Below are 23,908 nucleotides of genomic sequence, written 5' to 3'. Positions count from 1 at the left end.
AAAGGAACCGCCGAGAATAAATGTACATAAGGAGTTAAAAGATGAACTTACACCTGAAAAAATCAGCGCTCGTCCTTTCAAGCTTTTTATTATGGAGTCCGCAGATCATACAAGCGCAAGAAATGATTCAATCGAGCACTACACCAGAATCTTCAACATCTGCTACAGAATCTTCTACTACATCTGCTAGTTTATCTACAGAATCCACAGCAACAACCATACCATCGAGTGAGACCGCTATAACCAGTACAACAACTAGTACAACAACCAATGAAGCATCGAGTGCTACAAGTAGTGGGGAAGAAGTGATTCCAGAAAATACGACGGATCCTTATTTTCCAAAACAACCAACAAAAGAAGACTTGTTGGGTGATAAAATTTTACCTGGAGCAAATACTCAAAATGCGATGCAAAGTCGAGCGTTTACAGCTAGTTCAGGGATGAATAAAGAGATTATTCGCCAATTTGAAAATGGGTCGTTTAAATTAGCAACGATCAAGAAAGATTGGCGCCAATATGAGCTATTTCGTTATCGTACACTAGATGAATCCGGAGAACAAGCAAAACCAAACGGTATCGTTATTCATGAAACTGCAAATCCAAATTCCACGATTTGGGGAGAAATCGCGTACATGGACAGTCATTGGGATAATGCGTTTGTCCATGCGTTTGTCGATGAAAATAATATTATCGAAATTCATGATCCAAGTTATGGCGCGTGGGGAGCTGGGCGAATCGCCAATCGTTATTTTATGCATGTTGAATTAGTTGAGCATGGAAATCAAACAGCGTTTATGAAATCGATTATGAACAATGCGTATTATATGGCGATGAAATTAGATCAATTTGGATTGACGCCAAGCGCGCCGAGTGGAAAACCAAATGATAAATCAGGGACGTTATGGAGCCATGCAGAAGTATCCAATTATTTAGGTGGAACGGACCATGGAGATCCTGTGGGCTATTTTGCAAAATATGGATATTCTGTGAATGAGTATCGTGAATTAGTCGGGTACATGTACGATAAATTTTCTTTAGCACCCGTGATTACTAGTGCAGCAGTCGAAAATGTAAATCAAACACAAAAAACGTTTGATGTTCGAGTAAAAGCGACGGCAAATAGTGGCATTAAAGAAATCAATGTGCCGGTATGGACGACAGCGAATCAGTCTGATATCGTCTGGTATAAAGCTACATTACAAGCAGATGGTAGCTATCTAGCGAAAGTGGATGCCAAAAAACATGCCGGTTTTGACAATCCATTTCATGTGCATGTTTATGCAGTAGGCAATAACAATAAACAAACTGCAAAACCATTAAGCGATGTTAAATTAGACGGACCGGTGATCAAGAATGTCACGACTGCCGTAACAGACAATGCAGCTGGGAAATTTACGATTTCATTTGATGCAGCAGCTGCAAATAATAAAACGCTACAAAAAATCCAAGTGAACGCTTGGTCAACAGAAAATCAACAAAATGTTCAGACGGTAACGTTACAGCCGAATGCACAAGGAAAATACACGGCTTCATTTGAGGCTAAAAACTTTGGGTATTCTGAAGGTCCTTATCGATATGAAGTAAAGGTAATCGATACGCAGCAAAAATATGCGACGGTTACAGGCAATGGTCCGACGTTTGCGTTTAATTATAAAGTCGTTTCACACGGTGTCAAAGAGTTGTCAAAAGATAGCTCATTGTTTCAAGCGAGTTTGCAATTAGAAGATAATCAAATGGTCGATTCTGTTTTATTTGCGGTATGGAGTGACGTAAATGGTCAAGATGATCTAAAATGGTATCCTGGAGTATTGGATACTGCGACAAAAACGTGGTCGGCAAAAATCCCAGTAAGCAACCATAAAAATAGTGGCTTGTACCATGTACACGATTATGTGAAAACGAAAAGTGGAAAAATGCGATCAGTAGGTGCGGATACGTTTACGGTCAAACCGATCCAGATTACTACTACACTTGATACTCAAAATCAAAAAAATGGACAAGCAACGATTCAAGTCCAAACCAATGATGCAGCAAGTGTACAATCGGTTAAAGTGAACGTACAACCTAAAAATCAACCAAATAAAGCGTATAGTTATACGACTACGACCACAAAAAATGGCAATCAAGCGATCGTAGATATCAAAAATCATGGATATCAAACGGGAACGTATACAGGTGAAGTTGTTGTAACGCGTAAAAATGGTGTGGTCGAAACGAAGAAATTATCTGATTTTGCGATTTCAGGAACGGATGTTTCGATGGCGATGTATCGAGTATACAATCCAAATTCAGGAGAGCATTTTTACACGATGCAACAAAATGAAAAAAATAATTTAGTGAAACTTGGTTGGAAAGATGAAGGGACCGGTTGGATCGCACCTGCAGTTGGAAAACCGGTCTATCGAGTGTACAATCCGAATTCTGGCGATCATCATTATACTTTGGCTATAGCTGAAAAAAATAATTTAGTAAAATTAGGTTGGAAAGATGAAGGAATCGGTTGGTATTCTTCTACTGAAATGAAGCATCCACTTTATCGAGTGTATAATCCAAATGCCAAAGCAGGAAGCCATCATTATACTCAAAATCTAAAAGAAACCAATGAATTAGTGAAAAAAGGTTGGAAAGATGAAGGCATTGCATGGTATGCGGTGAAGTAAAAGTCTGTATTTACAGACTTTTTTTTTGTAAAGATTCCTTAATAAATCTTAACAGATTGATGAAGGAAATCCTTTTTTCTTAGCCTTATCTTGCTAATGAACAAAAACTTCTGTAAAATCAAAGCGTTAGAACTAAATTTAAATGATTTGGAAGGTATGTAAATGTTTAAAGAATTGTTTTATTTTTGTAGAGATATTTACCGTAACAAAAAGCTATTGATTCAATTTTCTGTTAACGATTTTCGTTCTCGTTATGCAGGTTCATTATTAGGGATTTTTTGGGCCTTTGCCAATCCGTTAGTAACTGTATTGACTTATTGGTTTGTATTTGATATTGGATTGAAAGCACCGTTAACTGATGGGAAATATCCTTTTATTTTGTTCTTGATGACAGGGATCGTTCCATGGTTTTATTTTTCAGATGTGTTAGGATCGGGTACCAATGTATATCGTGAATATAGCTATTTAGTTAAAAAGGTTGTATTCAACATTCGTATCTTACCTACTGCGAAGCTTTTGTCAAACTTGTATATGCATGGATTCTTCGTACTTGTAGCGCTCATTGCATCCATGTTGTTTGGTGTTTATCCAAATTTACACTTCTTGCAAATTTTCTACTATTTATTTGCATTAATGTGTTTCTTAACTGGTTTGACGTGGTTTACCGCATCTATTCAACCATTTGTGCCAGATGTGAATCAATTTATCGCGATTATCATGCAAGCGTTAATGTGGGGAACTCCAGTATTGTGGAGTATCAATCAATTTCCGAATCCAACGATTCAATTTATCTTAAAACTTAACCCGCTATTTTACGTGGTTCAAGGATACCGAGACGCGTTCTTTGGTGGCGCATGGTTCTGGCAAAATCCAACGTTATCCATTTATTTCTGGGTCGTAACGTTTATCTTATTGATATTAGGAAGTACTATCTTCAGAAGATTGAAACCTCATTTTTCTGATGTACTGTAAGGAGAAACGACATGAAAAAACGTGTAGTAGAAATTAATCATTTAACGAAAACTTATAATATGTATCCAAATCCAACAGCACGCCTAAAAGAGGCATTGCACCCAAAACGCAAAAGTTATCATGAGATTTTTTATGCGTTAAATGATGTGAATGTTCATGTCAATCAAGGTGAGATGGTAGGATTTATTGGTGAAAATGGTTCCGGAAAATCAACCATCTTAAAAATCATTACGGGTGTATTAACTCCTACTGAAGGTGAAGTGAAGATTGACGGGAATATTGCGGCTTTACTTGAATTAGGTTCTGGATTTAATCCTGAGTATACTGGATATGACAATATCTTTTTAAACGGAATGGTTTTAGGGTATTCTCGTGATCAAATGGAAGATAAAATCGATGACATCATCAATTTTGCTGATATTGGAGATCATTTGTATCAACCTGTTAAAACCTATTCAAGCGGGATGTTTGTCCGTTTAGCTTTTGCGATTGCGATCAATGTGGATCCTGAAATTTTGATTGTCGATGAAGCCCTAGCTGTAGGGGATTTAGAGTTTCAATTAAAATGTATGGAAAAATTCACCGAATTTCGAAATCAAGGAAAAACGGTATTGTTCGTGTCTCATGATGTGAATGCGGTTCGTCGTTTTTGTGATCGGGTGTATTGGTTGAAAAATGGTGTCGTTGAAGCAGAAGGCGAAACCATGGAAATTACCGAAGAATACGAAAACTTCTTGAAGAAAAAATCAATCAAAACAGTCGATCGTGAAAAAAATAAAGTGGAAGAGCATTCTGCGTTAGATATCGTAGAAGTGAAATCTGCTACATTATTAGATGAAGAGATGAATCCAATCGATTTAGTTGTCCAAGATAGTAAAGTCTTTGTCAAAGTAGAGTATGAAGTAAATGATCCATCGATCAAACACCCTGTACTAGGTGTTGCGATCCGTACAGTGAATAATCAATATGTATGCGGATTGAATACTTTGTTAGACGAAACAGAGATTCCTTGGAAAAAAGGATTAAATACCTTTTATATCGAATACCCTAAAATGGCGCTTTTAGGTGGAGAGTATTATTTTGACGTGGCATTATTTGAAGAAAATGCGACGGTTCCATTTGTTTATAAAACAAAATATATTACGATGTTCATCACCGGTAAATATGTTGGTGAAGGGATCGTTGTATTAGATCACGAATGGAAAGGATCGGTTCAATAATGAAATATGATTTTGAGATGACAGTCGATGAGCAAAGTAGTGTAGGGAAAATCGTTCGTCAAATTAAAGAAAATAGTACCGTTTTAGAATTTGGTCCAGGTAATGGCCGGATGACCAATTATTTAATTACAGAAAAAAAGTGTCAAGTATCTATTGTAGAGTTCGATGAAGAACTCTACAATTTTGTTATGCAGTTTGCTACTGATGGTTTTTTAGGCAATATCGAAGAGTATAAATGGGTAGAGTATTTCAAAAATACGTCGTTTGATTACATTGTATTTGCCGATGTACTAGAACATCTAGTCGATCCTATTATGGCATTAAAGGCAGCGAAAACAGTTCTTAATCCAGATGGGCAGATTTTGATCAGTTTTCCAAACTTAGCCCATAACTCTGCTTTGATTGGCTTATTTAACAATCAATTAGAGTGGAAAGAATTTGGATTACTTGATCACACACACAATACGTTTTACACACAAGCAGGATTTGAAAAAGTCTTTCAATCCCTAGATCTACATATTGCTATTGAAGAATTTACGTATTCCCAGGTTGGACAAAATGAGATTCAAACGGCCTATGAAGATTTACCGGAAAAAATTCGATATGCCTTTAAAATGCGTCCGTTTGGTGAAGTATATCAATACTTTTATGCACTGACTAAATCTCCTGTCGAGATGCCAAAACGTATGCAACCGATCAATTCACATTTCGTCAAACAAGTGCAATTGGTTTTTACATTAGATGGAAAGCAAGAGATCCATCCTTTGTTATACAATCAAGAAACTAAAGAAAATCAGTTCAGTACACATGATATTGCAGCAAACGTTAATGAACTGAAAATCGTTCCTTTTGAAGGCAATGGCGTCATGGAATTTTATGCGGAGATAGAAGGGAAAATGATTCGTCCAAGTAAAACCAACGCAGTTTGGGTCAATGGCAAAACCTATGTGTTTACCGGAATCGATGAAAATCCTTATTTTGTCTTTACGCATGATCAAATTGCAGGAAAAACGCTCTCGTTTTATTTCAATTTAGTTGATCAAAACAGTTTCTCTTCCTTAGAAACACAAGTGTTAGATTATGCACACCAACAAGAAAGTGTTATCGAACGCTTAAAAGAAACGCATGCCAAAGAGTTATTGGCATTAGAAAATGAAAAAGAAGAACTGTTGACCAAAACAGCTCAAGTGTTATCTCGTACTTCAGTGAAGCAAGGTAGCGAAAAATGGCGTATGGCAGAATTAAAACACTACCATTTGTATCAAGATAGTTTGTTTCCCGATGTGAAATTAATGGTTGAAACTATTGAAAATGATCCTGATCGCAATGTTGCCATTATTAAAGGATGGGGATTTGCAGTAGCGCAACAAACGCCTTTGATCTATCAAGTACCGTTATTTGAAGGATTAGTGTCATTGGTTAGCCCGATTTATCGCAAAGATGTGAACGAAATGTTTGGACTACCCGAAAAAGAAAAATACGGGTTTATGATTGAAATCGAGCAAAAACAAATTGAAAAAGTTGTGGGTTTGTTGGTATCGATTCCGGATACAACGACACAATATGCGTTTAAATTTCAACGTCACAATTTAGACAATACACCATGGGCGAAAAAAGCTCGCTATCTACTAGGTGCTGTTCGCCAACAAGGATTGCGTAATGTATTACGTAATCGTAAATTGCGTTTAGAACAAGCAGATCAGTACGATAAATGGATCAAAGAAAATGAACAATATGATGTGGCAAAAGTGAAACAAGAGATCAAACACTTTGGTATGACACCTAAAATCTCTTTAGTCGTACCGGTATATAATGTTGAAGAAAAATGGTTACGTGCCTGTATCGATTCGTTGAAAAATCAATATTATGATAATTGGGAACTTTGTTTAGCAGATGATGCCTCACCAAAGGCGGAGATTCGTCCATTGATCGAACGTTATGTTCATGAAGATGCTCGAATCAAAGCAGTTTTTCGTGAACAAAATGGACATATTTCAGAAGCGACGAATTCAGCGATTGAACTGGCTACGGGTGAATATATCGGCTTTATGGATAATGATGACGAATTAGCACCTCAAGCACTTTACGAAGTAGTCAAAGCAATCAATGAAGATAGCGAATATGAGTTTATCTACACGGATGAAGATAAACTCAATCTTGCAGGCAAACGATTTGATCCGTTTTTCAAACCAAATTGGAATCCTACGTTACTTTTAGGACATAATTACATCACCCATTTCGTCGTTGTAAAACGCAATATTTTAGATAAAATTGGTGGGTTACGTAGTGAATTTAATGGAAGTCAAGATTATGATTTTGTGTTACGTGCGACACAAGCCGCGAAAAAAGTCCATCATATTCCTGTGATTTGTTATCATTGGCGAACTGTCGAAACTTCAGTTGCTTTTGATCCAAAAAGTAAAGAGTATGCGTATGTTGCTGGTCAACGCGCGATCGAAGAACATCTTTCACAGCGTGATATCCCAGCAAAAGTTACGATGACGAAACACTATGGGGCATATAAAGTCGATTATCTCTATCAAGAAGAACCGCTAGTGTCAATTATTGCTCTAGGAGAATATGCACGAGTGAGCTTGTGGATTGAAGACCTATTGCAAAATACGTATTACAGCAATATCGAATTGCTTGTTCCAAAAAAATTCCAACAAGCTTTCCCAACGAGTGACAAACGAGTATCGTTTGTTGAAGCACAAGCGCCTTTTGACTTACTCGAACAAGCAAATGGGGAATATATCGTTTGTTTAAACGAATGGCTAACGCCTAAAAATGCGGACTGGTTGAAAGAATTATTGAATCCATTACGCCAAGAAACTGTTGGAGCAGTCACTGGGAAAATCGTACAAAAAGATGAGCGTGTCTTAAATGTTGGGGTAAGCTTGCGTCAACCACGTGTACTATTTGATGATCAGGGCGCAACAAAAGAGTCGATTGGGTACTATTTCCGTTCGGTGCTGCCTAGAGAGATTTATCTAGCGACGATGGATAGTTTAGCGATCCGCAAATCTGATCTAGAGACCTTAGATTATAAACACTTGCTTACACAACAGCCAACTGCAACACTATTTGGTCCTGAAGTGTACACTACACTGCATCAAAAATTTGTATTTACTCCATATAGTTTGTTTGAATATATAGGTGAAAAACCCGAAGAAAGCTATCGACTAGCTTGGGAGGATACGTTTAAGACACTCCACGATCCTTACCAAAATCCTAATGCATTGAATTAAGGAGAAACGAAATGTCTGAAAATGAATTAATTGTTTATATTGATACGATTCAACAAGATAAAAAACAAAAGAGCTATCTGATTACCGGGTGGGCATTAGATCCCGTTACTAAAACAGTACCGAAAATTAGTATTGCCTCCGCACATGATCACGTGACGATTCAATCCGTCTACCGAAGCGATGTCATCATGGCACAAAAATTAAGTGGAAATCTTGAAGCTGGTTTTCAACTTGAAGTGACACGTTCGGCATCTAAGTTAGAGCTTGTGTTTCAATCAGGCGAACAAAAACGAATTGAAACAATTGATCTAACACAAGTCTATCCAGCGATTCCTGGACGCGAAACCAATTGGCAAAAACAAGTCCAAAATATGAAACGTGTCGTACGTTATTATCAAAAAAATGGCTTAAAAGCTACGCTAAATCGTATGAAAAAGCAACAAGTGAAGCAACAAGAAGAGGATTATCCAGCATTTTTAGCCACAAATGAACAATGGGATGTAGAAGAAATCCGTTCGGAAATCGCTACGTTTTCATACCAACCTAAAATCAGTATTCTAATGCCGGTATACAATGTAGAAGAAGAGTGGTTAACAAAGTGTATCCAATCAGTTCAAGGGCAATTTTATGAAAATTGGGAATTATGTATGAGTGATGATGCGTCGACCGATCCTAACGTAAAACCTTTATTAGAAAAATTTGTAGCACAAGACGACCGAATCAAAGTCGTGTTTCGTCAAGACAATGGGCATATCTCTAAAGCGACCAATTCGGCTTTAGAAATCGCCACAGGAGAGTTTTGTGCATTACTCGATAATGATGATGAATTAGCACCGATCGCTTTATATGAAGTAGTCAAAACATTAAATAAAAATCCAGAACTCGATTTGATTTATAGTGATGAGGACAAGATCGATATGCAAGGAAATCGATTTGATCCAGCATTTAAACCTGATTTCTCACCAGATCTATTATTAGGTACGAACTATATTTCGCATTTAGGTGTATACCGTACTACGATTTTACATCAAATCAATGGATTTCGTGTCGGATATGAGGGCTCACAAGATTATGATCTCGTGTTGCGTTTTGTCGAACAAACGACTCCAGAACGGATCGCACATATTCCTAAAATTTTATATTACTGGCGTATTTTACCAACATCGACTGCTGCCGATCAATCGACGAAAGGGTACGCATTTGATGCAGGATTAAAAGCGGTACAAGATGCTTTGGTTCGTCGAAAGATCAAAGGTACAGCGACGCATGCTGCGGGAAATGGCTTGTTTGATGTACATTATGAGATTTTAAAAGAAGAGTTAGTGAGTGTCATCATTCCTACAAAAAATGGGTATGACGATATGAAACGCTGTTTAGAATCGATTGTTGAAAAAACAACGTATCCAAATTATGAGATAGTCGTAGCGGATAATGGCAGTGATGATGTGCGCATGAAGGAACTTTATGAACAGTATACCCACATCTTAGGTGAAAAATTCCAGGTGATCGATCTACCGATTCCATTTAATTATTCTCGTATTAACAATCTAGCTGCAAAAGAAGCAAACGGAACGTATTTATTGTTTTTAAATAATGATACGGAAGTCATTACCAAAGATTGGATGAGCAAAATGGTGTCTTTTGCGCAATTTGAGCGTATTGGATGTGTAGGGGCAAAACTTTATTATCCAAATCATACGATTCAACATGCTGGTGTCGTTCTTGGCATGGGAGGAGCTGCAGGGCACCCACATCATACGTATCCACGCGGTGATTTTGGGTATTTTGGAAAATTAGAGATCAACGTCAATTATTCAGCAGTAACCGCTGCTTGTTTAATGATTCGTGCCAAAGATTTTCATGAACTAAATGGCTTTAATGAAGAATTGACAGTCGCGTTTAATGATGTGGATTTATGTTTACGTGAACAAGCACTAGGTCGAGACAATCTCTTTTTACACGGAGTAGAATTGTTCCATTTTGAATCACAGTCCAGAGGCTATGAGAATACACCTGAAAAACAAGCACGTTTTGAAAAAGAGACGGCATATATGTATGACAAATGGGGAAAATTGATCGAAAATGATCCATATTATAATCCTAACTTGACACGGACAGGTGGAAATTTCTCATTACGTAAATAAATTGTTACAAAAAGATTAAATTAAATCGAAATTTCATTTTGCGATTGCAGTCTGTTTTGTCTTATGGCAAAATCAAAAGTGGACATTTAAAGTAGACTAGAACAGGGGTGCAAAATGAAAGCATATCAAAAGATTGCAGTATCCGTTTTAGGTGTATTGATCGTTTTAGTAACGATCGGAACTGTGTATGCCGCGAATTTATATGGTTCTGCAAGTGATACGTTTAATCGAATCAGCAAAACAGCGCCATCACGAAAATCTGATTTGCGTGATAGCTCAGTAGATATTTCAAAAAGCGAACCATTCTCCATTATTTTAATGGGGATCGATACGGGAGCATTAGGTCGTACAGAACAAGGTCGCTCAGATAGTATGATGGTGGTAACGGTAAATCCACAAAAAAAACAATCCACTATCGTTAGTTTAGACCGAGATATTTTAACGAATATCGTAGGATATGAACCTTATGGAACACCTTATTTTGATAAATTAAATCATGCTTATGCATATGGTAGTGTAGATATGGCGATGGATACAGTAGAACAGTTATTAGACATTCCACTAGACCATTATGTATCGATCAATATGCAAGGATTAAGTGATTTGATTGATGCAGTAGGTGGCATTACGGTAGAAAACAAAATTGATTTTACCTTAGACGGAGTCCATGTACCCGTTGGGAAAATCAAATTAAATGGTGAAACTGGATTAGCTTATGCGCGGATGCGTCATGAAGATCCAGAAGGTGATATTGGTCGTCAGCGCCGTCAACGTGAAGTCGTAACAAAAATCTTAGAAAAAGTAATCAGTATGGACAGCGTGAGCAAGTATAAAAAAATCTTAGACGCAGTTGAAAAAAATACGTTAACCGATTTGAATTGGGATGAAATGTTAGCGATCGGCAAAAACTATATGCCTGCTTTTGATAAAATTCGTTCAGGTCAATTGCAAGGTGAAAGTGAAACAATCAATGAAACGTATTACCAAGTATTAGGTGTCGATGAATTGTTGAAAGTTCAAAATGAGTTGAAAAAACAATTAAATCTTCCAACGCATGAACAATTGATCATCGATGAGGATTATTACTATTCTGAAAATGGATTTATCGGCAATCAGTTTTACGACGATACCGATTATACAAAAAACGATACAGCTAAATATACCTTTGGCGAAACGTTATTTAGTAAAAAATCGGATGAAGCCAATGGAAAAACTAAATCTTCTGTAACGAGTGAAACGACTGCTTCAGAAGTACCTGAAGTTCCAACAGAAGACCCAACTCAATATGGTGAATAAAGAAAAGGCAGTTGATAATATCAACTGCCTTTTCCACATGCTCGATTTTGTTTAAAATGTTTCACGGTATTTGAGATTATAATCGTTGTTTTACATGCTTTTTTAAAAGAACGAATGTCATTTGTGAAACAATTCGGTGAAAATCGATTAAACTTTGAAAGTTTTTAAAATGTTTCAGGTTTTTTGTACGAAACTCTTTTTTTTTGATAAAATAAGATGAATGGTCTTCTAGGAAGGATTGAAAGAATGAGAAGAAAAGATTTTTTGTCAAAAGAAGTATGGAAAACAAGTTTAAATGATGCAAAGAAAGGACGAGAAAATAAAAGAGGACATATTCCTTTTCGTCTGAATTTTTTATTTTTTATTATTTTTGTTTTGTTTGTCGCATTGATTTTGCGTTTAGGAAATCTGCAGATCGTCAATAGCGATAAATGGGAAAAAGAAATTAAATCGGCCACTGTGACTACAGTGAAACAAAGTACGCCTCGAGGCTCGATTTATGACGCCACGGGTAAAGTATTGGCTACGAATCAAGCGAATGCTGCGATTACCTTTACACGAACAAATGACATGAGCGCTACTGATATGCTTGCACTTGCAAAAGAGCTTAATCAACTGATTGAGATGCCTGCAGATGAAAATTTGAATCCACGCGATTTAAAAGATTATTATTTGGCAGATAAAAAACATTTAGAAGCAGCTCAGAAAAAACTATCGACGAAGGATCAATTAAAATCTAGTTCAGAACAATACCAAGCGATGATCGATCAAATTGATGACGATCAATTGAAATTTGATGAGAATGAATTAAAAATCGCGACGATCTTTACACGATTGAATAGTGGTCAGAATTTAAAACCAGTTTTTGTAAAAAATAAAGATGTCACCAATGAAGAATTGGCGATTGTTGCAGAAAATGCTTCGAAATTACCAGGGATTTCAACCGGGACGGATTGGGATCGTGAAGTCGTGACAGCCAGTAATCCGCTTGCAAGTATTATTGGCCGAGTATCGACATCAAAACAAGGTTTACCTTCAGAAGAAGCGGAAGAATACTTGAAAAAAGGTTATTTTTCAAATGACCGTGTGGGAACCAGTTTCTTAGAAAAACAATATGAAGATCAATTACAAGGAAAAAAATCTGAATATGAAGTGACGATCGACAATAATGGAACGATTTCAAATACGAAAGAATTATCTGCTGGTTCCAAGGGAGATAACTTGAAATTAACGATCGATGAAGCTTTCCAAGATAAGTTTGATGAAATCGTTAAAAATGGCTATCAAGAATTGATCAATTCAGGAGATGCAGAATTTTCAAATGGAATCTATGCTGTAGCGATGAATCCAAAAACGGGTGCGATTCTTGGTGTTTCTGGATATTATCATGAAGAAGGGTCTTCTGAAATTCAAGATGATGCCATTGGGACTTTCGTTGGACGTCAGTTTGAACCAGGTTCTGCCATCAAAGCTGCAACGATCACGACAGGATTTGATCATGATGTGATTACGCCAGAAAACAATACGATCTATGATCAACCGATTTATCTAGCTGGATCACCAGCAAAAGCCTCAGTATTTAACCCATATGGATCAAACAATCGCTATATTGATGCAGCGCAAGCTTTGGAAATTTCTTCCAACTCTTACATGATGCAGATTGCCTTACGCTTACTAGGGATCGATTATAAAGGTGGAAGCTTACAAATTCCTGGACTAGCGGATCAAAAAACAGCTTATGAACAATTGCGTGAAGGATTTGCGCAATACGGATTAGGTGTGAAAACAGGAGTGGATATGCCAGAAGAAGCGGTTGGAGGACAAGTAGCTTATAATGAGCTATCTGATGCCAATTTTGATGGTGGGAAAGTTCTCGATTTAGCCTTTGGACAGTTTGATACGTATACTCCGATTCAGTTAGCACAATATGTATCTGCGATTGCCAACGGTGGCGAACGTGTTGCACCGCACTTTGTTGAAGGGATCTATGGCAATAATGAAAATGGAGATCTTGGTACGCTACAAAAAGCTATTGAGAAAAAAGTGTTGAACAAAATCGACATTACTCCAGAAGAGATGGCCATTATCCAACAAGGGATGCATGATGTGGTACATGGAAACGATCCGTTTACTACTGCACGTCCTTTAGCTACTGCAAAAATGGACCTTTCTGCAAAGACAGGTACTGCCGAAGCATATGCCTATAAAGATGGCCAAGAAATCCCAGTAAATAACTTGAATGCTGTAGTCTATGGTCCAACTGAAGATCCTGAAATTGCGGTATCGATTATGATTCCAAGAATCAAACAAAGCAATCATAGTTACCCAAATCTTTCGATCACAAAAGACATCATGGATGCTTACTATGACATGTATTTAGCGAAATAATTTTTGATAGATCAGAATTGGACAAACAATCCATTCTGATCTATTATATTAGTATTGCAATTTCACAAAAAGAGAGTATACTTTTGTATTTGTTAGAACTTGAATCGGACATAAGGAGTAAGGACAAATGACAACGGAATTCGAAGTGAAAATGAAACAATTACATGATAAATATGGGAACTTAACGCTAGAAGAACGCAAAGCGATGCGGGAGTGCTTGCGTAAACGCTATCCGTTGACATTTAGACGTACGGAATCATTAAAACATGATATCGTACGCTTAGAAGCGAAACGGACACAACTTGAGCTAGATGGGAAACATGAGACAGATCTATCTGAAGTAGAGAAAAAAGTATTAGAGAAAAAAGAAGCATTTTTGAAGTTATTGGTAGAGGTAAAGAAAAAAGAAGAACGGAGATGATGCTATGGAGATTATCGAGCTACTTGTCATTGTAGCCATAGCGATCACTTTCTCAAACATTTTTAGTAAAGTGGTACCCACTGTGCCAGTCTTTTTAGCACAGATCTTTTTAGGAATTCTTTTGGGGATGACGAAATATGCATCAGATATCGCGTTTGAACCTGAAATCTTTTTGATTATGATTATTGCCCCTTTGCTGTTTAGAGAAGGTGAAGCTGCGGATGTACCAGAAGTGTTGAAAAACTTTTCGATTATATTATTTTTAGCCTTTGGACTTGTTATTGGAACATTAGTGATCATCGGCTTAACGTTAAAAACATTGTTGCCATCGATTCCTCTTGCAGCATGTTTTGCCTTTGGTGCGGCATTAGGACCAACGGATGCTGTAGCTGTAGGATCACTTGCCAAGCGTTTGAAGATTCCACCAAGAGTCTTGCATATTTTAGAAGGAGAAGGTCTTTTAAATGATGCATCAGGCGTAACGGCCTTCCAATTTGCAGTTGCTGCACTGGTTACCGGTGCATTTTCATTAGTGAACGCATCCTTTAGTTTGCTGTTATCCAGTGTAATCGGTGCAGTTGCTGGATTTGTAGTGGTTTGGATTAAAAATCGCATCATCAAATTGATTGAACGGATTTCAGCACAAGATGTAATCGTCTATTTATTAATTGAATTACTATTGCCATTTGTGGCCTATTTACTAGCTGAAATGTTTCATGCTTCAGGAATTATCGCAGCAGTAGTTGCTGGGGTGCTACAATCGATGGGCTATCGAAAAGTCACGTTATTCGAAGCCGAATTAGCAAATATTTCAGATAGTACATGGAAAACAATTAGTTTTACGCTAAATTCACTTGTCTTTTTATTTTTAGGAATCGAATTGTCACAAGTGTTTTCACCGATTTGGAAAAGTCAAGAATACGCAAATATGCACTTGGTATTTGTGATCCTAGTGATCGCCATCACACTAATTTTGATTCGTCTTGTTGGAATTTCTTTATTTTTTGGGTTCACTAAAGGATTCCGTCATTTAAAAGAGAAATTCCGTGAGATTTTAATGTTAACATTTGGTGGAGTAAAAGGGACGGTCAGCTTAGCTACGATCTTTATTTTACCCGTATCGATCAATGGATTAGATTTTGATCAACGGCCGTTACTGCTGTTTTTGACCGCTTGTGTGATCATGGTGTCACTAGTTGGAGGAATGATCGCGTTACCTTTGCTTTCAGATGGTGAGGCAGAAAAACCGATCGATCCAAATGAAGTGGCGATTTTAAATGAAGTGATTGAAAACTTGCATCAAGATATTGACGATGCAAGTTTAGAAGAAACCGAAGTGATCGCGATTGAAGCGGTAATGGATCATTACCACTCACGTGTATGGGAATTGTATACCGAGTCGATGACAGAATCAGAACAACAGGAAGTTCAAGAAATCCAAGCTCTGATCTTAGCCATTGAGCAAGAAGGATTGGAAGAGTCTTATCGTAAAGGTGAAATTTCAATGAACGGATATCGTTTGTATTCACGTTTTCTAAAACGTTATGAGACGTCATTTAAACGCCAAGTATTTTCTTTCTTTAGTTTTAGCTTAGTTTTTTGGCGTAGAATGATTCGAATCGTGCTTCATCCAAAACGTTTTTGGCAAAGTACACGAGCAGATACACGTTTAGAGATTATTCAACGTGATGTACTCGATGTTCGAAAAGTTTTTCTACAAAATAATGAGTTGGTATTACAAAGTTTATCGACGTTAGAAGATATTTTTGAACCGACGATTGTGCAATATTATTTACGTCGTAGAGAAGATATGAAAAAACAAATTCAACATGTTCATTTGCCATTTTCATTTACAGTGCAACAAGAACCAGCGTATGCAAAAGAAATTTTGCGTGGCTATTATCTAGAACGTAAAATTATTGATGAATATGAAGTTTCAGATAAAATTACGCTAGTTGCAGCGAATGAGTATCGTCAAAAAGTGAATTTATTAGAGTCATATGCTTTACAGCAAGTAAAAGATTAAGCAATCCTTTCGATCAGTGATAGATCGAAAGGATTTTTTCTATGTCGTGTGATTTGATTCTATGGTAAAATAGGCAAGATGAAAAAAGGAGAGTGGTCCGATGAAGGAATTAAAAGTCGTTCAATTACATAAAACATATGGTGAAAAAACTATTTTTGATCAGCTTTCATTTTTGATCCATGAAAAAGACCGGGTAGGATTAATTGGAATCAATGGAACCGGAAAATCAAGTTTGCTAAAGATCTTAGCGGGAATCGAACGTGGAGACGGTGATCAACAAACTGTCTTTTATCCAAGTGATTATCAAATCGGCTACTTAGCTCAAGAACCAGATTTAAATGTAGATCAAACGATTTTAGAGGCAGTATTCCAAGCCGATAATCCACAAGTACGAGCAGTTCGTGCGTATGAACAAGCTTTAGGAGAGTTGAGCCAAAATGGTGCCGATGAAGCAGCGCAACAACGCTATACTCAAGCAGAACAAAAAATGAATGAACTGGATGCTTGGACGATCGATGCGCAAGCAAAGAGTATTTTACAACAAGTCGGATTATCTGATTTAACGAAAAAAATCGCGGAACTTTCGGGAGGCCAAAAAAAGCGTGTTGGCTTGGCACAAGTGCTGATTACAGCACCAGATCTATTATTATTAGATGAGCCAACCAACCATTTAGACTATGAAGCTATTACTTGGTTAGAAAGTTATCTGTCCCAATATAAAGGAGCCTTGTTAGTGGTCACGCATGATCGATACTTTTTAGATCGTGTGGTCAATCGAATGTTTGAACTAGCTGAAGGACAATTAACCGAGTATAAAGGCAATTATGAAGCGTATTTGATTGAAAAAGCCGAGCGTGATCGCATTGAACAAGAACAGGGAAATAAACGTGCACAACTTTATAAACAAGAACTAGCTTGGATGCGTGCTGGTGCAAAGGCGCGAACGACCAAACAGCAAGCGCGAATCAAACGTTTTGATACGTTGAAAGAGTCTTTGCCACAAGGTGGACAACAAGAAGCGATTGAACTTGACTTTGATACCACGCGTTTAGGAAAAAAAGTCATCGAGCTACAAGACGTTTCCTATGCCATAGAAGATAAAGTGATTTTGCAAGACTTTTCTCTTTTGATTCAAGCTCGTGAACGTCTGGGAATTACCGGAGAAAATGGTGCAGGAAAATCGACACTACTTAATTTGATCAGCGGTCGACTAACTGCTCAATCAGGTGTTATTAGTATTGGTGAAACAGTGAAAATGGCCTATTATACACAGCAGACGGAACCGATCGATCCAGATAAGCGGATGATTACGTATCTACAAGAAGTAGCAGAAGAAGTCAAACGATCAGATGGTACGACGATTAGTGTCACGGAATTGTTGGAAAGATTTTTATTCCCACGTCATACACATGGAAGCAAAATCGCAAAATTATCTGGTGGAGAACGTCGTCGTTTGTATCTGTTAAAATTGTTGATTGAACAACCAAATGTATTGTTGTTAGATGAGCCGACCAATGACTTAGATATCGCCACATTAACGATTTTAGAAGATTATCTACAAACATTCCCAGGTGCGGTGTTGACAGTATCTCATGATCGTTATTTTTTAGATAAAGTGGCGGAAAAATTAGTGATTTTCAATGGTCATGCTCAAATTGATACGTATTTTGGTTCGGTTGAAGACTATTTAGCACAGAAAAAAGAAGAAAAAGAGCGTACACCAAAACAAGTTAAAAGTAAAGAAGAAGTCCAAGTCAAAGAAAAGACGAAACTTAGCTATATGGAACAAAAAGAATGGGAAACAATCGAAGAAGACATCGCAACGATCGAAGAAGATATTGTGCGTTTGAACGAAGAGATGTTGCATCAAGGTGCTGATTTTACTGCACTACAACACTTACAAAATCAAATCGATGAACAAAATGAACAGTTAGAAAAACGTTATGCACGCTGGGAGTATTTGAGTCAGTTTGTATAAAGGAGGAGTTTTACGATGGAAGAAGCTTACTTAGCATTAGGGCGTAAAATTTTGATGGAAGGAAATGAAAAATCTGATCGAACCGGTACGGGAACAAAAAGTATTTTTGGCTATCAAATGCGTTTTGATCTTGCAAAAGGATTTCCTTTATTGACAACAAAAAGAGTCCCTTTTGGTTTGATTAAAAGTGAATTGCTATGGTTTTTAAAAGGCGATACCAATATTCGATATTTATTGCAGCACAATAATCATATTTGGGATGAATGGGCATTTAAACGCTATATCGAAAGTGATCAATACACAGGTGAAGACATGACTGATTTTGGTCGACGTTGTTTGGTCGATGAACGATTTAATGAAGTCTACCAACGCGAACTGGCTACATTTTGTGAACGTATTGTATCAGACGAAGCATTTGCGCTACAATTTGGTGATTTAGGGAAAGTGTATGGATATCAGTGGCGTCATTGGGAAACAAGTCGTGGCGAAACGATCGATCAAATCAAAGATGTGATTGAAATGATCAAAACGACACCAGATTCAAGACGCTTGATCGTATCTGCATGGAATCCTGAAGATATCCCGACAATGGCTTTGCCACCTTGTCATACAATGTTTCAATTTTACGTGCACGAAAACAAGTTGAGCTGCCAGTTGTATCAACGCAGTGGAGATGTTTTCTTGGGGATTCCCTTTAATATTGCAAGTTATGCCTTATTGACACATCTAATCGCTCGTGAAACAGGACTAGAGGTAGGGGAGTTTATTCATACGATCGGAGATGCGCACTTGTATTCCAATCATTTAGAACAAATGCAAGAGCAATTGACACGAGACGTGCGTCAACTGCCAACACTAATGATCAAAGAAGGGATTTCAATCTTTGATTTAGAAGTAGCAGATATTACGTTAGAAGGATATACACCGCATCCATCAATTAAAGCACCGATTGCGGTGTAAAAGGAGAGAAAAGTATGTTAATTGCATTATGGGCTCAAGATCAAAACGGCGTGATTGGAAAAGATGGGAAACTTCCTTGGTCGCTTCCTAATGATATGAAATTCTTTAAAGAACAAACTACAGGAAATGCGATTATTATGGGGCGTAAAACCTTTGAAAGTATGGGAGAAAAAGCGTTACCAAATCGTGTGAATATCGTATTAACATCTGATAAGGATTACAAAGCAGATCAGGTCTTGATCTTTCATACAGTAGAAGAGATTTTACACTATATAGAGCAACACGAAGGCAAGTATTATCTGATTGGTGGAACTGGGATTTTTCGTTCAATGTTAGCTTATTGTACCGATCTGTACCGTACAACAATCGAATCGGAATTTGAGGGTGATGTCTATTTTCCAGAAGAATTGATCGATAGGAACGAGTGGACACTGACGAAAACGATTCCTGGCATTATGGATGAGCGAAATCATTACCCGCATATCTTTGAATTATTTACAAAAAAATAAACACAAGGCGTTCTACTTTAGTAGAATGCCTTGTGTTTTTATGTGTAGAATAAAACGGAAAAATACATCAATGTCGCACCTAACATAACGAATAAATGCCATACGACATGCATATAGCGAATGTTTTTCAAACTGTATAATACTGCACCAACGGTATAGGAGACACCACCAAAAAAGAGAAGGAGCATGCCGTTAGTTCCTAATGAATGAAGCAATTGTGGTCCAGCTAGTACACATAACCACCCCATAATCACATAAATAATCGTTGAAATTTTGGATACAGTTTTTGCTTTATGAAGGGTTAATGATTTATAGACGATTCCGGCAATGGCCATCAGCCAGATCAAGACAAACAAGGTCCATCCCATCACGCCACCAACACTTAATAAACAAAATGGCGTATAACTTCCAGCAATCAGTAAAAAAATAGAAGCATGGTCGAATACTTGGAAGACTTTTTTTGCTTTAGTAAAAATTAAACTATGAAATAAAGTAGAAAAGAGAAATAACAGGATCATCATCGAGCCATAAATGGCATACGAAACGACGTGTAGAGCATCTAAATGGGCACCTTTTACGAGTAAGATGACTAGTCCAGCAATGCTTAAGCCAAATCCGATCCCGTGAGTACATGCGTTTAAGATCTCATTTAAAATATAATATTTTCGTGTAAATTTTGTTTGTTGCACAAGCCTCATCCCTTTGCACTTTAGTAATAAAATAGATGAAAAAACAATAGCAGTCTGTTATACTAAAAACAACTATCGTCTATGTGTAGTGTACATGAAAATAGACTTTTTTTAAAGAGAGAGTGAGCAAAGAATGCAAAAACTTAAGATCGTAACAGACTCCTCGTGCACGATGGAAAAAAGTGTTCGCGATGAGTTAGGAATTTCAGTTGTCCCACTATCTGTCATGATTGATGGTACTCTGTATACCGATGATGATCAATTATCTGGTGAACAGTTTATGGATATGATGGGAAAAGCAAAAGAATTACCAAAAACTAGTCAGCCCCCAATTGGCGAATTTGTCGCATTATATGATGAATTAGGTGCAGATGGCAGTGAAATTTTATCGATTCATATGACGCGTGCATTAAGTGGAACAGTAGATGCTGCCCATCAAGCTAGTCAGTTGACCAAGAGTAAAGTAACGGTCGTTGAAACAGATATGACGGACCAAGGGTTGTCATTTGCTGTGATCCGTGCAGCACAAATGGCACAAGAAGGATATTCATTAGATGAAACGTATGCTACGGTTCAAGATGTACTGAAACATACTAAATTATATATTGGTGTTTCTAATCTTGAAAATCTAGTCAAAGGTGGTCGAATCAGTCGTGTAACTGGTTTGCTGTCTAGTTTTTTAAGCATTCGGGTTGTAATGGAACTAAAAGATTCTGAATTATTACCAACTGTCAAAGGGCGAGGTCCTAAAACGTATACGAAGTGGTTTAAACAATTCAAAGAAGAATTGAATGGATTAGATAATGTGAAGCAAATCGGGATTTCATACGCTGGAGAGCACGCACAAATGTTAGAATTCAAAGCAGAATTAGAAACCATGTTTCCTGATATGCATATTCCAATCCTACATACAACACCGATCATCGCAACGCATACTGGAAACGGTGCGTTTGCCATGATGTATTACAGCGAATAGCCAAAAAAACTACAAGGGCGGCTTGTGCTCTTGTGGTTTTTTCGTTCAGACTAAAGGAGTGAACAGATGAAAAAAATCAGACAATTTGCAATTATTATCGGAATCATCGCGATTGTTGGTTTGGCAACATGGATTCTTTTAGCTGTTGCATGGCCAAAAGATGATTCGACGATTAGCTCAAAAGAAAACACTACGGTACAGTCGTATAAATCAACAGTGCGCTATGTTGCACTAGGAGATTCTTTAACTGAAGGGATCGGGGATCAGACGAATCAAGGTGGATATGTCTCGATTTTGACCCAAGATTTAAAAGATCAATATCCAACGGTTACGTTTGAAGACCAAAATGCGGGTGTTGCTGGGCAACGCAGTGACCAAATCTTAGCGCGTGTGAATAAGGATGAAACATTACAAGAAGCGCTTAGTCAAGCTGACTTTATTACGATGTCTTTTGGTGGGAACGATTTGATGAAAGTGATCCAACAAAATATTTTTTCATTATCTGTAAAAAAAGTGGAAGAAAAACAAGCAGCGTACCAAAAACAAGTCGAAGAATTATTGACCAAGATTCGTGAATTAAATCCTCAAGCACCAGTATATATTATTGGAATTTACAATCCATTTTATTTGAACTTTTCAGCAATTGAAGAGATGCAAACGATTGTAGACGATTGGAATCAAGCGACGGAAACAATCGTCAAAAAACAAAGCGAGATGTATTTTATTCCCATCAATGATTTGCTTTACAAAGGAACTGAAGACCAGGCAGTAGAAACGACAAGTTCATTAGAGGGACAAACAAGTGAAAGTGAAGCAACCACTAATGTAATCAAAGATGTGATCGAAAATAATGTGTTATCTGAATCGGATAAATTCCATCCAAACAAAATAGGGTATCAATTGATAGGAAAAGCATTGAAAACAGAAATTATTAAAACCAAATCAGAATGGTTAATAAAGGAGTGAGTCGATGACAACAGTCAAAAATAAAGACATACCACCAATTCAAAAGAAGCCCAATTATTGGAAAATCGCGTGTTTGCTTATCATTGGCGTTCTTTTAGGAACAGGGATCTTTTTGACGAGTCGCGTTTTAGAGACCAAGCCATTTCCTGTGAAAGAAACACCAGAAATCGTGGAGCGTGAAGGAACGCCAGTGGTGAATATTTCAAGTAACAAAAAGCAAGTCAATGCATTGATCGATTTTTATTTAACCGATTATAAAGAAAAAAGTGATTTAGATTATGAATTTGTTTTAGCCGATCAAGCGATGCTAAAAGGTGAATTCAAATTATTAGGTGTACCGATCAACTTTTATTTATATTTTGATCCTTATGTGATGGAGGATGGGAACGTACAATTAAAAGCAAAGAGTTTGTCAATCGGCACATTGGGTGTTCCGATTAGCGAAGTGATGAAATTGATCAAACGCAGTTATGAATTGCCGAAATGGATTGAAATCGATGCGAAAGAAAAAACGGTCATGATCCGTTTGGACCAATTTAGAATGCAAAATGGTCTATTTATCAAAGCAGAAAAAATTAATTTAGTTGACGATGTGATTCAAGCTAGTTTATACTTACCGGCATCAACTAAAAAATAGGAGTGAAGCGCGTGGAACGAGCAATATTTGCAGGTGGGTGCTTTTGGTGCATGGTAAAACCTTTTGACGAACAACCAGGAATTCATTCCGTTGTCTCTGGTTATACAGGTGGACATGTTGAAAACCCAACTTATGAACAAGTCAAACAAAACACAACAGGACATACAGAGGCTGTGGAGATTCTTTTTGACCCAGCTTTAATCTCTTATGAAGAGCTATTAGATGTCTATTGGCAGCAAACCGATCCAACAGATGCATTTGGCCAGTTTGAAGATCGTGGAGATAATTATCGTCCGGTCATTTTTTATACGACTGAAACTCAAAAATTAGCGGCAGAAAAAAGTAAAGCAGAGTTAGCTTCAAGTCAACGATTTACAGATCCAATCGTGACCACTATTGAAGCCGCACAACCTTTTTATCCAGCGGAGTTGTATCATCAGGAATATTATAAAAAAGATCCTGAAAATTTCGCCCGCAATCACGCAAAACGCGCGCAATTTGTTGAGGAAAATTGGCAATGACAAGAAGTTTCTATCATTATATCTTAACGCTTAGAGGAGCATTAGAAGTCAATCCAGTGACCCATTTTGCTCAAGCCGTTAGTTTGGATCCGCAATTTCCAAAACAAAGTACGGAATATGACGAAATTTCTTCTTATTTAGAGCTAGAAGCCGATTATGTCCCGACAATGCAGTTATTTGATGAATTATGGGAGCTTTACGTGACAGAAAATAAGAAATAATGGAAAAAGAGCGTCTGCTCTTTTTCTTTTTTTTTTCTCATGGTAGTATAGGGAGAATAGTGTAAAATGAGAAGAT

At 37.3% G+C, this 23,908-nt stretch carries 18 protein-coding genes; 17 read left to right on the top strand and 1 reads right to left on the bottom strand.

The features are described 5' to 3' along the window. Nucleotides 1-41: 41 nt before the first annotated feature. From I573_RS09035 to I573_RS08980, 12 genes are all read left to right on the top strand, one after another. Nucleotides 42-2,660 (top strand): GBS Bsp-like repeat-containing protein, encoded by a 2,619-nt coding sequence (locus I573_RS09035; protein WP_016185317.1) that lies wholly within the window; start codon nt 42-44, stop codon nt 2,658-2,660. Between the two features lie 162 nt (nt 2,661-2,822). Further along, nucleotides 2,823-3,632, top strand: a complete 810-nt coding sequence (locus I573_RS09030) for an ABC transporter permease (RefSeq protein WP_016185318.1) — start codon at nt 2,823-2,825, stop codon at nt 3,630-3,632. 11 nt (nt 3,633-3,643) lie between these two features. Continuing rightward, nucleotides 3,644-4,852 carry an ABC transporter ATP-binding protein gene (locus I573_RS09025; protein WP_016185319.1) on the top strand — a complete coding sequence of 403 codons (1,209 nt, stop codon included), beginning with the start codon at nt 3,644-3,646 and terminating at the stop codon, nt 4,850-4,852. After that, nucleotides 4,852-8,100, top strand: a complete 3,249-nt coding sequence (locus I573_RS09020) for a glycosyltransferase (protein WP_016185320.1) — start codon at nt 4,852-4,854, stop codon at nt 8,098-8,100. The genes I573_RS09025 and I573_RS09020 overlap by 1 nt, the downstream gene beginning before the upstream one ends. Before the next feature lie 11 nt (nt 8,101-8,111). Beyond that, entirely contained in the window at nt 8,112-10,244 is a 2,133-nt protein-coding gene (locus I573_RS09015; protein WP_016185321.1) for a glycosyltransferase family 2 protein, read from the top strand. Between the two features lie 114 nt (nt 10,245-10,358). Beyond that, a complete protein-coding gene (locus I573_RS09010; RefSeq protein ID WP_016185322.1) occupies nt 10,359-11,540 on the top strand; it encodes an LCP family glycopolymer transferase in 1,182 nt (393 codons plus the stop codon). A gap of 246 nt (nt 11,541-11,786) precedes the next feature. Beyond that, complete coding sequence (locus tag I573_RS09005; RefSeq protein WP_016185323.1) at nt 11,787-13,928, top strand: penicillin-binding transpeptidase domain-containing protein; 2,142 nt, start codon at nt 11,787-11,789, stop codon at nt 13,926-13,928. A 127-nt stretch (nt 13,929-14,055) separates the two neighbouring features. After that, nucleotides 14,056-14,349, top strand: coding sequence for a hypothetical protein (locus tag I573_RS09000; protein WP_016185324.1), 294 nt, complete (start codon nt 14,056-14,058; stop codon nt 14,347-14,349). A gap of 4 nt (nt 14,350-14,353) precedes the next feature. After that, nucleotides 14,354-16,375: a cation:proton antiporter gene (locus tag I573_RS08995; RefSeq protein ID WP_016185325.1), complete on the top strand. Its 2,022-nt coding sequence runs from the start codon at nt 14,354-14,356 to the stop codon at nt 16,373-16,375. Nucleotides 16,376-16,475: 100 nt separating this feature from the next. Continuing rightward, complete coding sequence (locus I573_RS08990; protein ID WP_016185326.1) at nt 16,476-18,353, top strand: ABC-F family ATP-binding cassette domain-containing protein; 1,878 nt, start codon at nt 16,476-16,478, stop codon at nt 18,351-18,353. Nucleotides 18,354-18,368: 15 nt separating this feature from the next. Continuing rightward, entirely contained in the window at nt 18,369-19,313 is a 945-nt protein-coding gene (locus tag I573_RS08985; RefSeq protein ID WP_016185327.1) for a thymidylate synthase, read from the top strand. Nucleotides 19,314-19,327: 14 nt separating this feature from the next. After that, nucleotides 19,328-19,822: a dihydrofolate reductase gene (locus tag I573_RS08980; RefSeq protein ID WP_016185328.1), complete on the top strand. Its 495-nt coding sequence runs from the start codon at nt 19,328-19,330 to the stop codon at nt 19,820-19,822. 38 nt (nt 19,823-19,860) lie between these two features. Here the strand turns inward: I573_RS08980 and trhA are convergent, their stop codons facing one another. Beyond that, the gene (trhA, locus tag I573_RS08975) at nt 19,861-20,511 is read right to left on the bottom strand and encodes a PAQR family membrane homeostasis protein TrhA (protein WP_016185329.1); all 651 of its coding nucleotides are present in this window, start codon (nt 20,509-20,511) and stop codon (nt 19,861-19,863) included. A 133-nt stretch (nt 20,512-20,644) separates the two neighbouring features. Here trhA and I573_RS08970 point away from each other — a divergent pair, with 133 nt between their 5' ends. From I573_RS08970 to I573_RS08950, 5 genes are all read left to right on the top strand, one after another. Further along, entirely contained in the window at nt 20,645-21,487 is an 843-nt protein-coding gene (locus tag I573_RS08970) for a DegV family protein (RefSeq protein ID WP_016185330.1), read from the top strand. Nucleotides 21,488-21,553: 66 nt separating this feature from the next. After that, nucleotides 21,554-22,453, top strand: coding sequence for an SGNH/GDSL hydrolase family protein (locus I573_RS08965; RefSeq protein WP_016185331.1), 900 nt, complete (start codon nt 21,554-21,556; stop codon nt 22,451-22,453). 4 nt (nt 22,454-22,457) lie between these two features. Then, on the top strand, nt 22,458-23,090 hold the full coding sequence (locus tag I573_RS08960; protein WP_016185332.1) for a YpmS family protein: 633 nt from the start codon (nt 22,458-22,460) through the stop codon (nt 23,088-23,090). A gap of 11 nt (nt 23,091-23,101) precedes the next feature. Further along, on the top strand, nt 23,102-23,611 hold the full coding sequence (gene msrA / locus I573_RS08955) for a peptide-methionine (S)-S-oxide reductase MsrA (RefSeq protein ID WP_016185333.1): 510 nt from the start codon (nt 23,102-23,104) through the stop codon (nt 23,609-23,611). Next, entirely contained in the window at nt 23,608-23,832 is a 225-nt protein-coding gene (locus I573_RS08950; RefSeq protein ID WP_016185334.1) for a YozE family protein, read from the top strand. Before msrA ends, I573_RS08950 begins: the two co-directional genes overlap by 4 nt. Nucleotides 23,833-23,908: the final 76 nt, after the last annotated feature.

It is taken from the genome of Enterococcus sulfureus ATCC 49903 (assembly GCF_000407605.1).
Lineage (GTDB): Bacteria > Bacillota > Bacilli > Lactobacillales > Enterococcaceae > Enterococcus_G > Enterococcus_G sulfureus.
The sequence above is the reverse complement of the archived record's forward strand: the minus strand, read 5'-3'. Positions and strand labels throughout refer to the sequence as shown.

Bases quoted from the DNA above. Each gene is read 5' to 3' on its own strand.
- I573_RS09035 (WP_016185317.1), top strand. From the start codon at position 42: ATGAACTTACACCTGAAAAAATCAGCGCTCGTCCTTTCAAGCTTTTTA.
- I573_RS09030 (WP_016185318.1), top strand. From the start codon at position 2,823: ATGTTTAAAGAATTGTTTTATTTTTGTAGAGATATTTACCGTAACAAA.
- I573_RS09025 (WP_016185319.1), top strand. From the start codon at position 3,644: ATGAAAAAACGTGTAGTAGAAATTAATCATTTAACGAAAACTTATAAT.
- I573_RS09020 (WP_016185320.1), top strand. From the start codon at position 4,852: ATGAAATATGATTTTGAGATGACAGTCGATGAGCAAAGTAGTGTAGGG.
- I573_RS09015 (WP_016185321.1), top strand. From the start codon at position 8,112: ATGTCTGAAAATGAATTAATTGTTTATATTGATACGATTCAACAAGAT.
- I573_RS09010 (WP_016185322.1), top strand. From the start codon at position 10,359: ATGAAAGCATATCAAAAGATTGCAGTATCCGTTTTAGGTGTATTGATC.
- I573_RS09005 (WP_016185323.1), top strand. From the start codon at position 11,787: ATGAGAAGAAAAGATTTTTTGTCAAAAGAAGTATGGAAAACAAGTTTA.
- I573_RS09000 (WP_016185324.1), top strand. From the start codon at position 14,056: ATGACAACGGAATTCGAAGTGAAAATGAAACAATTACATGATAAATAT.
- I573_RS08995 (WP_016185325.1), top strand. From the start codon at position 14,354: ATGGAGATTATCGAGCTACTTGTCATTGTAGCCATAGCGATCACTTTC.
- I573_RS08990 (WP_016185326.1), top strand. From the start codon at position 16,476: ATGAAGGAATTAAAAGTCGTTCAATTACATAAAACATATGGTGAAAAA.
- I573_RS08985 (WP_016185327.1), top strand. From the start codon at position 18,369: ATGGAAGAAGCTTACTTAGCATTAGGGCGTAAAATTTTGATGGAAGGA.
- I573_RS08980 (WP_016185328.1), top strand. From the start codon at position 19,328: ATGTTAATTGCATTATGGGCTCAAGATCAAAACGGCGTGATTGGAAAA.
- I573_RS08970 (WP_016185330.1), top strand. From the start codon at position 20,645: ATGCAAAAACTTAAGATCGTAACAGACTCCTCGTGCACGATGGAAAAA.
- I573_RS08965 (WP_016185331.1), top strand. From the start codon at position 21,554: ATGAAAAAAATCAGACAATTTGCAATTATTATCGGAATCATCGCGATT.
- I573_RS08960 (WP_016185332.1), top strand. From the start codon at position 22,458: ATGACAACAGTCAAAAATAAAGACATACCACCAATTCAAAAGAAGCCC.
- I573_RS08950 (WP_016185334.1), top strand. From the start codon at position 23,608: ATGACAAGAAGTTTCTATCATTATATCTTAACGCTTAGAGGAGCATTA.